This window comes from Lysinibacillus sp. NPDC097231 (assembly GCF_044761885.1).
Lineage (GTDB): Bacteria > Bacillota > Bacilli > Bacillales_A > Planococcaceae > Lysinibacillus.
Genome location: NZ_JBIWDH010000011.1, coordinates 74,032 through 86,292, shown reverse-complemented (window position 1 = coordinate 86,292; position 12,261 = coordinate 74,032). Strand labels below are relative to the sequence as shown.

The following is a 12,261-nucleotide window of genomic DNA, read 5'->3' as shown; positions in this document are numbered from 1 at the left end:
ACATATTATAGGTTGTAGAAGGGAGGGGTATTATTATGGGATATCAAGGCTGGTGCGCACAACCTTATGGAGGTTACGGAAGTTATGGTAGTTATGGCAGTTATGGAGGCCATATGGGTCATATGAGTCATATGAGTCATGTAGGTGGAATGGGCCACGATTATTGCGGAGGCTATAGCTATGGAGGTCATAGTTCAACATTCGTCCTAATTGTTGTTCTATTCATACTTCTAATTATTGTCGGCGCTACTTACATTTAATTTAAATATTTAATTAGTGACAATAGATAAAAGGCTTTAGCTTTTCTTTAGAGTGGCAAATCTAAATAAAGTTAAAGCCTCTATATGTTTAAAAAGATTAGTAATCTAATACAACAGTTAAATAAATTTAAATTGTAAGATAGGAGGGGAAATATGAATCGTTCGTTTTTTCATTCAATTGAACAAAAAACAGGCGTATCAATGGACGAAATCTTCGCATTAGCAAATGCAATACAACATGCAGATTTTACAAATGAAAAACAAGTAAGAAAAATTGTGCGACGCGTAAGTAAAGTGTCCAATAGACAAATCACGCAAGAGCTTGAAGATAAATTAGTACAATCTATTATTCAAGACGGTGCATCACTAGATTTCGATAAAATTACTAAAATGTTGAAATAGCATGATATATCAACTATGCATAGTAACATATCTAAATGGACAAGAAAAAGGTTGGTTAAATGAAAATCAACCTTTAAAGCATTTTAGACAAATAAAAAGGGTGTTACGGTATGCCTCAGCATTTTCGTAACACCTATTTATTAAATGTTTTTTTCCATAGCACGATGAGGGATACCAGCATCCATAAATTCAGGAGATGTTACCGTGTAGCCAAGCTTTTCATAAAAAGGAATAGCATAGCTTTGTGCATGGAGTTTTAGTTTTTCCTTATTAATCGAAATGGCATAATTCTCTATTTCCTTCATGATTAAAGCACCAAGTTTTTTGCCACGCTGATCTTGTAAAATACAGACCCGCTCAATTTTTGCAGCGTCATTTTCGATACTACGTAAACGTGCAGCACCTACAGGATTTTCGCCTTCGTACATAATGAAATGCGTTGCAGTTGCATCCTCGGCATCGCATTCTAGATGAAGTGGAACACCTTGTTCTTCAACAAAAACTTTTCTTCGGACTGCAAACGCCTCATCATGTTCTTTCTTTGTTTCAACTATCTTAACGTTATACAAGAGTTACTCAGCTCCAGTCAATCGGAATGTTTCAAAAGTTGTCCATGAGCCATCTTCCAATTGATATAAAAGATGAATGCGGTCAATCGTATCTTTCTCATCAACGCCCGTCATACGTAATTGTCCAAAGATGTCATCGTGCTCGGAGTCAGTCATTTTTTGAGCAATCGTAATATGTGGTACAAATACGTGTTTAGATTCACCAAAAGGTACTTTTTCTTGCAAAGCTTGATGCAATGCTACTAATTGTTCAGTTGGTTCAATGCGAAAGTAAATCGCATTGGTTGTAGGGAAAAACGAACTTATGCGAGATGCATGAATATTTAAAGGTGCATATTTGGTAGCAAGTTCATCTAATTGCTTTACGATGGATTGAATATCCTCTTCCGTCGCATCGAAGGTGTCCTTTAACGTCATATGCGGAGTAATCTTTGCGTAATGAGGATCGTAACGTTTGCGATAATTGTTCGCTAAATCTTGCAATTTTTTTGACGGAAATGCCACAATACCGTACTTCATAGTCCATTACCTCCCGAAAATAAACAATTTTTCTATTTAAGTATATCAGAAAATATCCTTTTCGTAATTTGAATCGCCCAATAATATTAATTGAAATTTTCAATTAATGCCCGACGTAAATCAGGTTTCCAATATTTCCACGTATGATTGCCATCAAATTCATCATAAAATGTAGAAAAACCTTTACTTAACATAAGGTTATGCAGCTGACGATTTGGTGTTAAAAAATCTTTAATTGTTTTGTCCATTGTGACAACTTTATGTTCTTCTTTGCCAACGATATGATAAATAGATATTGCCCCTGGATCTTTAAAATTTTCAACAGCTTTTAGTACGTCTTCGTCGACATATGGCGATTGTAAAATGACCTTGCCAAAAATACTTGGGTATTTTATTGCAGCCATTAAGGAAGCGGTTGCAGCCATTGAGTCACCGATTACAGCGCGGCTCATTCCCATTTGATATGTTGAATATTCAGCGTCTAAGTATGGCACAAGCTCATGTGCTAAGAAACGAAGATATGCTTCATGTTGCTCGCCGCTTGGAATATATTTGTGACGTCGATCTTTTATATCCTTGTATGGAACAAATGCAATAATTAAATTTTCAATTTCATAGTCATCAATAAGTTCATCAGCTAGTTTTGTAATACCTCCAAGTTGGAAATAATCTTTGCCGTCTGATGCGATTAAAATATTATATTTATATAGTGGAGAATAATTTGCAGGAACATAAATATAAAGCTGTAATTCCTCCTGTAACGCTTCACTATAGAACTTTAAATCCTGTACAGTTCCTTTATCCAATGATGACACTCCTTCTTGTGTTTGTAACAAAATTGTACCATATTACCAAAGTAAAGGTATAATAGGTTGGGCTAGTACTACTCTAGCTATAAAAACGAAATGAGGGGTTAAGTATGCATGATAAAAGTGTTCGCGTACACTCTGATGAAGTAGCAAAGGCAGCCCAAGCTGCACTCGTTCGTCGCGGTGTAACGTTAGAGGATATTGCTAAAATCGTTTATGAAATGCAAAAATCCTATAATGAAGGCTTAACATTAGACCACTGTGTTCATTCTGTCGAGCGTGTATTACGTAAGCGTGAAGTGCAACATGCTTTATTAGTAGGCATTGAATTAGATGAACTTGCAGAGAAGAAGTTATTATCTTCTCCATTGCAGCAAATAGTAGAATCCGATGAGGGCTTATTTGGAGTGGATGAGACAATCGCACTTGGAGCTGTTTTTACATATGGCAGCATAGCTGTAACAACTTTTGGGCACTTAGACAAGCATAAAGTCGGCATTATTAAAAAACTTGATACAGAACCTGGACATCATGTAAATACGTTTTTAGATGATTTAGTTGGTAGTATCGCCGCTTCTGCTGCTTCACGTATTGCACACCGTATGCGCGATTTAGAAGAAGAAGGCGAGACATTTGCAGATATTGAACCAGAAGAGCTAGGGCCAAAACAAAAATCACATAATGAGATTTAATAGAATATTAATATATTAGAGTCTCCTCAATAATTTTGAGGGGACTCTATTTATGTTGTGATTGAAATATGGCACTTCGCAAAATTCAATTCGATTGCCAAGCTGAATAAATAAAATTCGGATATACAAACACACTATGAGATAGAAAATAGTCGGCTTGTGGAAGTATCTCTAAATCATTAGGTTGTATTGCAATTACATAACTTGAATGTAGTAGCCTGATATTTTACAATAGAAACATCGTGAAACTTTTAACTTCTTTCAGCAAATGTTTTTAGTCACTTGGGTGTCAAAACATCCGCTGAAGTAGAGGAAATCAGTCTAAGAACGCCACGTCCTGTGGCAACGACTGAGTGACCAACATCACGTTGGCCCAAAGCCTCCGGCGGATGTCACGGAATCGGAAAGGAGTTCACATAGGATGTTAGCCTAAAATCATCGCATCCATACGATATCGGCTAACTGACCTGCATCGGTAAAAACGCCACGTCCTGTGGCATTACCGAAATGACCGACATCGTGTCGGCCCTCGTGCAGGCCTAAGCACAAAGCCGATTCCGGACGCAATTATGCCGAGGCATAATTGATGGCCTTTTGATATGGTAAGGATTCTTTTAGAAGCTGCCTTAAAGTGGAACAAAGATGAATAGTTGTGAGGGATCTACTACATGAAAATGCAAGATATAAAAACGTTAATTACGAGTGGTACAATCATTCTTGCTGTTGCATTATATATGATATTTGGCAGAGCACCAGCCGAAGAAAAAGATGCAATAACTACTGACCAGCATGGTATTATTTCCATTGAACAGATTGAAGAACAAACAGGAAATAAGCGCTTTGATGTAGACTATATTAAAGCATATGACGGGGATACGATTCAGGCGACAATAAATGGTAAGAAAGAGAAAATTCGCTTACTGATGGTAGATACGCCAGAGATGAATTATAACAAAGGTGAAGCACAGCCATATGCTCAAGACGCAAAGGATTATACGATTAAATTGTTAGAGAACGCCAAAAAGGTTGAAGCTGTCTACGATGTAGGGCCAGAAACTGATGATTATGATCGACTATTAGCCTATGTCTTCGTAGATGATGTGTTATTGCAGGAATCCTTGTTGAAAGAAGGACTTGCTGCGGTACGTTTTATCCATAAACCAAACAATACGTTTGAGGATGAATTTAGAGAAATTCAACAAGATGCGGAAAAGGCAAAATTAAATATTTGGTCACATGAAAATTACTTCCAAAAAGATGGTTTCCATCCGGAAGTATTAAAATAAAGGTTAACAATGCAGGGACTGTCCCAAAAGGTAATGAAAAATGCCTTTTGAGGACAGTCCTTTTTTATAGTAGTAAATAAAATTTATGTAAAGCTGGCTCCAGACGCAATTATACTGAGCAAAATTGGTAAAGAGAATACTGTGAAAATTCGACTTTTTGATTTTTACTAATCGGGAAGAAACATGAGATTTGTATATAACAATCTCATGTTTTTTCAATTTCAATAATAATTTAGCTTGCAAAATGTATATATTGTATATAAAGTATATATATAATATTCGAAAGGGACGCGAAATTTATAGACACACTTTAAGCAATGTAATTAAATCAATAAAATGATCTTAGGAGGAAATTAATATATGAAATGGATACTTTATGTACTCGCTGGCTGGTCAACGTTAGTCACTAGTCTGTTCCTAGCTTCTCTTTCCAGTAATCATTTGATTCAGGGTCTTGTGATGAGTGGATTGGTTATGCCTATTATTTTGTATTTATATCAGAAGTTTTATCGAATGACTGGGGTTAAACCAAAGACGCCGGTATATTCCTGGAAAAGGCTACCTCATTTTATTTCTGGGGTTATCTTGGCGATTGCACTGGCTACATTGGGCTTTATTATAGGGGATTTTCAAGGGTGGATAGACTTTGAAAAATGGCATCCCTCCGAACAGTGGTTTATTGCTCTAACTATGAATATTTTATTTGCTTTTTTTTATGAAGCTTTACCAGAGGAATTTGGATTACGAGGTCTGTTATATGATGTCTTACGCTATCGATTCGCCGCTTGGTTATCCGTAATATTTCAAACCCTACTTTTTGTAGCATGCACTATAGCAGTTGCTCAAATTCAAGCACTTGTTGGACTTGCTCCAGGAGTATCTATTAACCTTTTTTATATCATATTAATTTTTTGCTTTGGAATATGTTTGCAGTTGCTTCGTCTCTGGACAGGGAGTCTTTGGACATCAATTGGTTTTCACCTCGCCTACTTAGAAATCATGAGGTTTGCCGTCTCGCCACATCTAAAAGGCTTACCTCCAATCATAACCTACCACGAATCAGTGCCTATAATTAGCCATATTATCTCTGTGTGTATGATGATTATTGGGGGCATCATTGTATCACTCGTTATATTAGGTGCGAAGCGTTTTATACGGAAAAGTAAATAATTTGAACTGAATTGCTTTCAAATTATTTGATTCATTGTTCAACAATTGCTGCCTAAAACAAAAAAAGTCGATTCCACATCATATTGGAAATCGACTTTTTAGGTATATTGTGTTTTGTGTGGATTGACATCTTCTGAAGACAAAATCTATACGTTTTAATTACTTTACAATTATCGTCAACTAAAGTACAGAAAGTAGTGTTGTTTTTAATTCTATTCCTAATATAAAAATCGGTAGATAGAGTATATAAAACTCACCATTTGTATTATTTTACATCCTTTATCCATTCTGATACTTTATCTTCATTGTCTTTAATCCATTTTTTTGCTGCTTCTTTAGGTTCAGTGCCTTCCATAATATCAAACATAACACTTTCAATATCTTCCGGAGTCCAGTGGAAGTTTTTAAGAACGCTATACGCTTCCGGATTATCTTCTTTCAATCCGTTACGTGAAAATGTGCCAATATATTCTTCGGCCCCATAAATTCCTTTAGGGTCGTCTAAATATTTTAAATCAAAAGCGTTAAATTTCCAGTGTGGAGACCAACCAGTAACTATGATTTCTTCATTTTTCGCAATAGCTTGAGTAAGAGCTGCTGTCATTGCCCCTCCAGATGAGGTAACTACATTCCAGCCTTCTAGGTTTTTATATTCTTTATAAGCATTTTCCGTAGTAGCTGTCATATTTGCTCCTGGATCAATGCCAGTGATCGTTTTACCAGCTTCGTTTGTTAAATCTTCGATAGAATTTACATCCATATAACTAGGGACAACTAGGCCAATCTTTGCACCCGTTAGATTTTCGCCTAAATCAACTATTTTATCCTTATATTTCTCAACTTGTGGAGCATGTGTTTGTGGTAGCCAAGCTGATACCATGCCATCAACCTCTCCATTAGCAAGTGCCTCCCACATAACTCCATTATCAAGTGGCGTTAGCGTTACATCAAATCCTAAATCCTCTAGAACTTGTCCTACTACATGCGTAGAAGCAACTTCGGTATCCCATTCAACATAGGCTAAATTGACTTCTTGTTTATCTTTATTTTTTGTATCTTCGCCAGCTGATCCACATGCAGCTAACACTAAAATTATTCCTAACGCTAATCCCAGTTGTAATAATGTTTTGAATCTCATAAAATCTTCCTTTCTATTAAGCTTTGTTTATTATTCTGTAATAATCGTGAAGATTGTGATTCTTAAATCCTAGCTACATTTTTATAAGAAGAAATACAGCTAAAAATTAACAAGTAACAACTTTAAATTAACAAAGAGTTGTTACTTTTGTCAAATAGGCTCTCAAAACGTAAATGATTCTGTAACAATCTGTCGTAATTCATTTGACGAGAAATTTTTAGTAAATAAACCTTTAAAGATGAGGATTTTTTTTTCTGTAAGTGTGTATTTTTTAGGTATAAATACAGAGAAATTCAGTTAAGTTTTTACATCTTACAAGTATCGTCAATTTCAAGGTGCCCATTAACCAAAATTTTCATGACATATGATAGGTGAAAATGGAAATTTGGGTTTGAGGAGGCTTGGAATGCATTGGATATCCATCATACTTATCGGCATAGCTGCAAATTTAGATAATTTAGGAATTGGTCTTGCCTATGGAGTCAAAAGGGTTAGAATTCCTATTTTATCTAACGCGGCTATTGCCCTTATGTCCATGATTGTCACATATGTTGCTGTAACAGCGGGAGGGACGATTGTTGAGTTTATTTCACCAAAGGCCGCTAATTTGGTGGGTAGCCTACTATTAATAACTATTGGATTGTGGACACTAGTCTCAAATCGTTTTTCCCAGCAGGGGATTGCTGAAAAACCTGAATTATTTGATGAAGATAAAAACCACATTATCTCGATTCGTGAGGCAATTACACTTGGATTTATTTTATCTGCGAACTGTTTAGCTGGGGGAATTGCTATCGGAGCAAAAGGCATATCAGCCATATGGACAGTAATCTCTATCGGTGTTTTTTCTTTTATTACAGTTGGGGTTGGTAGTCATTTCGGAAATTTACTATCAAATACTTTTATTGGCAAGTATTCAGCAGCTATATCAGGCTGGTTACTAATCATTATCGGAGTATTGGGTATTTTTGGATGATTAAAGGTGAGTAAATGTTAGATGTGAAGTGGGGATATCATGAAATTATCAGTGATGTTCCTTTTTATGGAGTATAAAAATATTAAAGACTTAGTGTCAAAATGCCTTCAATTTAGACTTTACCTTCCACGAAAAACTTGGGCCGTATCATGCATTATCAATTTAAAAAAGTTTTCAATAATTACTTGACGTAAATAATTTATTAATATATAGTAGGTTACATAAAGTAATCAATTACTTTTAGTAATTACTTTTAACTAGGATGTATGAGAAGTAACTACATATGTTTAATCCATAGTATCTTGGGTAACATAATTAATGTAGTTGCTTCATATTTTAATATATATCTCGAAATCGAGATAAAAAACAATTCAATTGGAGGAATTTAAAATGGCAAAATGGAACATTGATTTAGGACATTCAGCAATTAACTTTCAAGTAAAACACATGATGGTTTCAAAGGTAAAAGGTGTTTTTGATACTTATTCAGCAGATATAGAAGCAGATAATCTTGCCGATTTAACAACTGCAAATATTAGCTTTACAATCGATCCAGCAAGTATTAACACTCGTAGTGAAGATCGTGACAATCATTTAAAAGCAGCTGATTTCTTTGATGCTGAAACATTCCCAACAATTACGTTTAAATCAACAAGCATAACGAAGAAATCAGATGATGAATATGCAGTTACAGGTGATTTAACAATTAAAGACGTAACGAAATCAGTAATATTCAATACTGAATTTAATGGTAAAGGTACAAATCCATGGGGCCAAGAAGTTTATGGCTTTGAAGCTGAAACAACAATTAATCGTGAAGAATTTGGCTTAACTTGGAATGCTGCACTGGAAACTGGTGGTGTTCTTGTTGGTAAAGACATTAAAGTGACAGTTGAACTAGAAATAAATCCAGCTTAATCTTGAAAAATGTGCTCGATATTCTCGGGCACATTTTTTTTATCACTATTGATATGTAAAATATACCCATCAAATAAGTTACTTGCATAATTTTAGTAATTACTGCATATAAATCATCATATTGTTTTTGGGGGCGATAGGATGAATGTATTAGTGACTGGTGGCTATGGTTTTATTGGAAGTGCAGTAGCGAGGCGTTTCTTTGAGGAAGGTGCGAATATATATATTATTGATAATTTAAGCACAGGCCATTTACGTAATGTCGACTTTGAACATAAATCTTATCTTTTGAATGTGGAAGATGAGGTTTGTGAACATTTCTTTAAGGAAATAGCCTTTGATGTGGTAATCCATTGTGCAGCACAAACGAGTGTCCAAAAATCAATGCAAGAGCCAGTGAAGGATATTTTAACGAATATCGTAGGGCTTAGTCAGATGCTCTTCTTATCGTCGAAATACAAGGTAAAGCATTTTGTTTTTGCCTCGTCGGCTGCTGTTTATGGAGATAGTCACTATCCGCCACTGGAAGAAACAGATATTAGTGAACCAATTTCGATGTATGGGTTGAATAAAAGTATTGGTGAAACCTATTGTGAAAAATGGCAGAAGGATTATCGTTTGCCAACATTAATTTACAGATTTGCTAATGTATTTGGTCCAAGGCAATGTATGCAGGGGGAGTCAGCTGTTATTCCTAGTATGTTAAAAAGCAGTATTGAAGGAAAGCCTTTTATGATTTACGGAGATGGAGAACAGACACGTGATTTCATTTATGTAGATGACATTGCAGATGCTATTTATGCTGGCGTGCAGGCTAGATTACAAGGCATTTATAATGTATCAACGAATGAAGCATGGTCGATTCATCAAGTTATTTTATTATTACAGCATTTGAATCACCCATTAGAGATTCAGTATTCTCCAGCAAGAGAGGGAGATATTGAGCATTCGTTTTTAAATAATGAAAAGTTGGCTAATGCAATAGGGTGGAAACCAAAAATTTCGTTTGCTGAAGGCATAGAGCGAACATTACAGGCATTACAAAATGAAAAAATAGTGGAAATTTAGCTAAATTATATGTAAATTGGGAAAAGTATGTCCATCGTTCCTTTCTGTAATCAATTAGCATATGAAGAGATAGCGTAATACCAACATTTTATGTGAAAAATTATATTGTGGCAAAAAAAGACGATTTACCCTACTATGAAGGGAAAAATCGTCTTTCTTGTTGTTGAAAAACTTCAATGATTTTGATTTTCAATACTTTGTATTACGCGGAGGAATAGGTCTTTTTTTTCGTCTATAGTATAATAATCTTTTAAAGGAATGTTGGGGAATTGAACGGGGGCTTACGTATGCTAGTAGATTTTAGAGTGAAAAATTGTTTAAGTTATAAGGATGAAACAATATTTTCAATGGTGGCGGGAAGCCGCATTCGTAAATTAAAGGATACACATACAATGAAATTCGATTCGTTTCGCCTTGTCAAAAGTGCTTTTATTTTTGGACCGAATGGGAGCGGAAAATCAAACTTATTCACGGCAATTAAAGTGCTGCGTTCTTTATTATTTAACTTTGAAAATCTAAATAATGTTAAACAGCTACGCTTGCCCTACCAACCGTTTAAGCTAGGGTGTCAGCAAGGTCAGCCGACAGAATTTATGATTTCATTGTTACTTGATGGGGTTCTTTATGATTACGAGGTACAATATAATGCATCGCAGGTACTTTATGAATGTCTAAGTAAAACGACAAAATCCTTGAAAGAACAGCTCTTTATCAGACAATGGGATGGCACAGAATATTTGTATGAAACTGCCCAAAACACCGCTTTAGAACTGACAAAATATACACGTAATAATACAGCCTTTTTATCAGTATTAAATGTTTTTAATGATCCAGACGCTATGAAAATATTTGATTGGTTTTTACATAAAATCCTGTTTTTAGATGAAGCAAATCGGTTATCAAGTCACCCACTTATTCGTAAACTTGAAGAGGAACCTTTTAAGAAAGAGGTTATAAAGTTATTAAAAATTGCTGACTTTTCTATTCAAGATGTGACCGCAAAACGTGTTGAGCGCAGAGAGAAAAATACCATTGGTTATGAGTTTGACACACCAGAGGTTATTCAAGAGGTGGATATCGATTTGCATTATTTGTCGTTCGATGAAGCAGGTGCACCGATTAGTACAGAGACAATCAATTGGACAATGGATTCAAAGGGTACGGTACGTATGCTGCATTTAGCATGTGTCATGGTAGATGCATACAATAAAGGAAAGACCATCCTTATTGATGAGTTTGATACGGCCTTTCATGTAACAATCTGTGAATTTTTAATGGCCATTATGAACAGCAAACGCAACGTCAGCAATCAATTTGTTGTCACAAGTCATGAAATTGATTTATTAGATCAACCACTACGTTCCGACCAAATTTGGTTTGTGAATAAAAGCTTTAAAAATGAATCTGAATTATACTCTTTATTTGATTTTGTAGATTTACAGAAGAAACGCGGAGATATTTCCTATGCCAAGCGTTACCTAAAAGGAGAGTTTGGAGCAACGCCGGTCATTAATGAATACTTATCAGATCAATATCTAGGTGAAGCGGAGGTATCTGAACTGTGAGAGTACGTCAACAAGGGAATCGAACACTACGGAAAACTATTTTAATTTATTGTGAAGGTGAAACCGAGCGTATTTATTTTGAGCAAATGCGCATTTTAAAGCGTTCAAAAATGGTTAGTGTTAAAATAAAAAACGTCAAGCGTTCAGCTATTAAGCTAGCTCAACATGCATATCGAGATTCAAGCTATCAATATTTTGATGAAGTATGGATTGTTTTTGATAAGGATGATTTAACGGAAAAGCAATTAGAGGAAGTGAATGACTTTTGTGAGGACAATAATATTCATATTGCCTACTCAAATGAAGCATTTGAACTATGGCTACTGCTACATTTTGAAGAGGTCGATATTTCGGAGAAGTATCCTCGTTCTGTATTAAATGACAAGATGGAAAGACATCTTGGGATAACACGTTACTTCCGTCATAAAGCGGACGAGTCAGTCATTGCCCCCATTGCACTAAGACATGAGGTTGCCATAAAAAATTGTTCGGAAATGATGGCACTTCGCAAGTCAGAAAGCCGCGACAACCCTTATTGCAACATACATGAGATGATTCAATACATATTTTAACTTCTTTCAGCGGGTGTCCAAACACCTGTACCTGTCACTACGCTTTCGGTACAAAAGACACCTGCTGAAATAGAGGAACTCAGTCTAAGAACGCCACGTCCTGTGGCAACGACTGAGTGACCAACATCACGTTGGCCCAAAGCCTTCGGCGGATGTCACGGAATCGGAAAGGAGTGCTTTGGGGATGTTAGCCTAAAATCATCGCATCCATGCGATAATGGCTAACTGACCTGCATCGTGCAGGCCTAAGCACAAAGCCGATTCCGGACGCAATTATGCCAAAGCATAATTGATATATATGACAGGTTTTCTAGGTT

15 protein-coding genes are annotated in these 12,261 nt (G+C 35.7%); 10 read left to right on the top strand and 5 right to left on the bottom strand.

The genetic code is table 11. The features are described 5' to 3' along the window. Positions 1-35: 35 nt before the first annotated feature. Positions 36-260 carry a YjcZ family sporulation protein gene (locus tag ACIQXF_RS09140; RefSeq protein WP_402781796.1) on the top strand — a complete coding sequence of 75 codons (225 nt, stop codon included), beginning with the start codon at positions 36-38 and terminating at the stop codon, positions 258-260. A gap of 153 nt (positions 261-413) precedes the next feature. Beyond that, a complete protein-coding gene (locus ACIQXF_RS09135) occupies positions 414-662 on the top strand; it encodes a stage VI sporulation protein F (RefSeq protein ID WP_402781793.1) in 249 nt (82 codons plus the stop codon). Between the two features lie 140 nt (positions 663-802). Here ACIQXF_RS09135 and ACIQXF_RS09130 read toward each other — a convergent pair whose 3' ends face one another. The 3 genes from ACIQXF_RS09130 to ACIQXF_RS09120 all read right to left on the bottom strand — a co-directional run bounded on the left by ACIQXF_RS09130 (position 803) and on the right by ACIQXF_RS09120 (position 2,556). Then, positions 803-1,231 carry a GNAT family N-acetyltransferase gene (locus ACIQXF_RS09130; protein WP_402781790.1) on the bottom strand — a complete coding sequence of 143 codons (429 nt, stop codon included), beginning with the start codon at positions 1,229-1,231 and terminating at the stop codon, positions 803-805. Positions 1,232-1,234: 3 nt separating this feature from the next. Beyond that, positions 1,235-1,750, bottom strand: coding sequence for a YjcG family protein (locus ACIQXF_RS09125; protein ID WP_402781787.1), 516 nt, complete (start codon positions 1,748-1,750; stop codon positions 1,235-1,237). An 86-nt stretch (positions 1,751-1,836) separates the two neighbouring features. Continuing rightward, positions 1,837-2,556, bottom strand: a complete 720-nt coding sequence (locus ACIQXF_RS09120; protein WP_402781784.1) for an alpha/beta hydrolase — start codon at positions 2,554-2,556, stop codon at positions 1,837-1,839. Between the two features lie 113 nt (positions 2,557-2,669). On the opposite strand from ACIQXF_RS09120, the gene ACIQXF_RS09115 reads away from it, so the two are divergent. The 3 genes from ACIQXF_RS09115 to ACIQXF_RS09105 all read left to right on the top strand — a co-directional run bounded on the left by ACIQXF_RS09115 (position 2,670) and on the right by ACIQXF_RS09105 (position 5,707). Beyond that, complete coding sequence (locus tag ACIQXF_RS09115) at positions 2,670-3,251, top strand: phosphatidylglycerophosphatase A family protein (protein WP_402781781.1); 582 nt, start codon at positions 2,670-2,672, stop codon at positions 3,249-3,251. Positions 3,252-3,919: 668 nt separating this feature from the next. Continuing rightward, positions 3,920-4,537, top strand: coding sequence for a thermonuclease family protein (locus ACIQXF_RS09110; RefSeq protein WP_402781778.1), 618 nt, complete (start codon positions 3,920-3,922; stop codon positions 4,535-4,537). Positions 4,538-4,897: 360 nt separating this feature from the next. Then, complete coding sequence (locus tag ACIQXF_RS09105; RefSeq protein WP_402781775.1) at positions 4,898-5,707, top strand: CPBP family intramembrane glutamic endopeptidase; 810 nt, start codon at positions 4,898-4,900, stop codon at positions 5,705-5,707. Positions 5,708-5,972: 265 nt separating this feature from the next. Here ACIQXF_RS09105 and ACIQXF_RS09100 read toward each other — a convergent pair whose 3' ends face one another. After that, positions 5,973-6,845, bottom strand: coding sequence for a glycine betaine ABC transporter substrate-binding protein (locus ACIQXF_RS09100; RefSeq protein ID WP_402781772.1), 873 nt, complete (start codon positions 6,843-6,845; stop codon positions 5,973-5,975). 406 nt (positions 6,846-7,251) lie between these two features. Between ACIQXF_RS09100 and ACIQXF_RS09095 the strand changes: the two genes are divergently transcribed. From ACIQXF_RS09095 to ACIQXF_RS09075, 5 genes are all read left to right on the top strand, one after another. After that, entirely contained in the window at positions 7,252-7,821 is a 570-nt protein-coding gene (locus tag ACIQXF_RS09095) for a manganese efflux pump (RefSeq protein ID WP_402781769.1), read from the top strand. Between the two features lie 390 nt (positions 7,822-8,211). Beyond that, the gene (locus ACIQXF_RS09090; RefSeq protein ID WP_402781766.1) at positions 8,212-8,739 is read left to right on the top strand and encodes a YceI family protein; all 528 of its coding nucleotides are present in this window, start codon (positions 8,212-8,214) and stop codon (positions 8,737-8,739) included. Positions 8,740-8,880: 141 nt separating this feature from the next. After that, positions 8,881-9,807: an NAD-dependent epimerase/dehydratase family protein gene (locus tag ACIQXF_RS09085; RefSeq protein ID WP_402781763.1), complete on the top strand. Its 927-nt coding sequence runs from the start codon at positions 8,881-8,883 to the stop codon at positions 9,805-9,807. Between the two features lie 287 nt (positions 9,808-10,094). Further along, entirely contained in the window at positions 10,095-11,372 is a 1,278-nt protein-coding gene (locus ACIQXF_RS09080) for an AAA family ATPase (protein WP_402781760.1), read from the top strand. Beyond that, positions 11,369-11,944: an RloB family protein gene (locus ACIQXF_RS09075; RefSeq protein WP_402781757.1), complete on the top strand. Its 576-nt coding sequence runs from the start codon at positions 11,369-11,371 to the stop codon at positions 11,942-11,944. Before ACIQXF_RS09080 ends, ACIQXF_RS09075 begins: the two co-directional genes overlap by 4 nt. Here the strand turns inward: ACIQXF_RS09075 and ACIQXF_RS09070 are convergent. Further along, on the bottom strand, positions 11,941-12,084 hold the full coding sequence (locus ACIQXF_RS09070; protein ID WP_402781754.1) for a hypothetical protein: 144 nt from the start codon (positions 12,082-12,084) through the stop codon (positions 11,941-11,943). The two genes, ACIQXF_RS09075 and ACIQXF_RS09070, sit on opposite strands and share 4 nt — an antisense overlap. Positions 12,085-12,261: the final 177 nt, after the last annotated feature.

Excerpts from the sequence above, each read along its gene's own strand:
- ACIQXF_RS09115 (WP_402781781.1), top strand. The coding sequence starts at position 2,670 with ATGCATGATAAAAGTGTTCGCGTACACTCTGATGAAGTAGCAAAGGCA.
- ACIQXF_RS09100 (WP_402781772.1), bottom strand. The coding sequence starts at position 6,845 with ATGAGATTCAAAACATTATTACAACTGGGATTAGCGTTAGGAATAATT.
- ACIQXF_RS09105 (WP_402781775.1), top strand. The coding sequence starts at position 4,898 with ATGAAATGGATACTTTATGTACTCGCTGGCTGGTCAACGTTAGTCACT.
- ACIQXF_RS09125 (WP_402781787.1), bottom strand. The coding sequence starts at position 1,750 with ATGAAGTACGGTATTGTGGCATTTCCGTCAAAAAAATTGCAAGATTTA.
- ACIQXF_RS09090 (WP_402781766.1), top strand. The coding sequence starts at position 8,212 with ATGGCAAAATGGAACATTGATTTAGGACATTCAGCAATTAACTTTCAA.
- ACIQXF_RS09095 (WP_402781769.1), top strand. The coding sequence starts at position 7,252 with ATGCATTGGATATCCATCATACTTATCGGCATAGCTGCAAATTTAGAT.
- ACIQXF_RS09080 (WP_402781760.1), top strand. The coding sequence starts at position 10,095 with ATGCTAGTAGATTTTAGAGTGAAAAATTGTTTAAGTTATAAGGATGAA.
- ACIQXF_RS09110 (WP_402781778.1), top strand. The coding sequence starts at position 3,920 with ATGAAAATGCAAGATATAAAAACGTTAATTACGAGTGGTACAATCATT.
- ACIQXF_RS09140 (WP_402781796.1), top strand. The coding sequence starts at position 36 with ATGGGATATCAAGGCTGGTGCGCACAACCTTATGGAGGTTACGGAAGT.
- ACIQXF_RS09135 (WP_402781793.1), top strand. The coding sequence starts at position 414 with ATGAATCGTTCGTTTTTTCATTCAATTGAACAAAAAACAGGCGTATCA.
- ACIQXF_RS09085 (WP_402781763.1), top strand. The coding sequence starts at position 8,881 with ATGAATGTATTAGTGACTGGTGGCTATGGTTTTATTGGAAGTGCAGTA.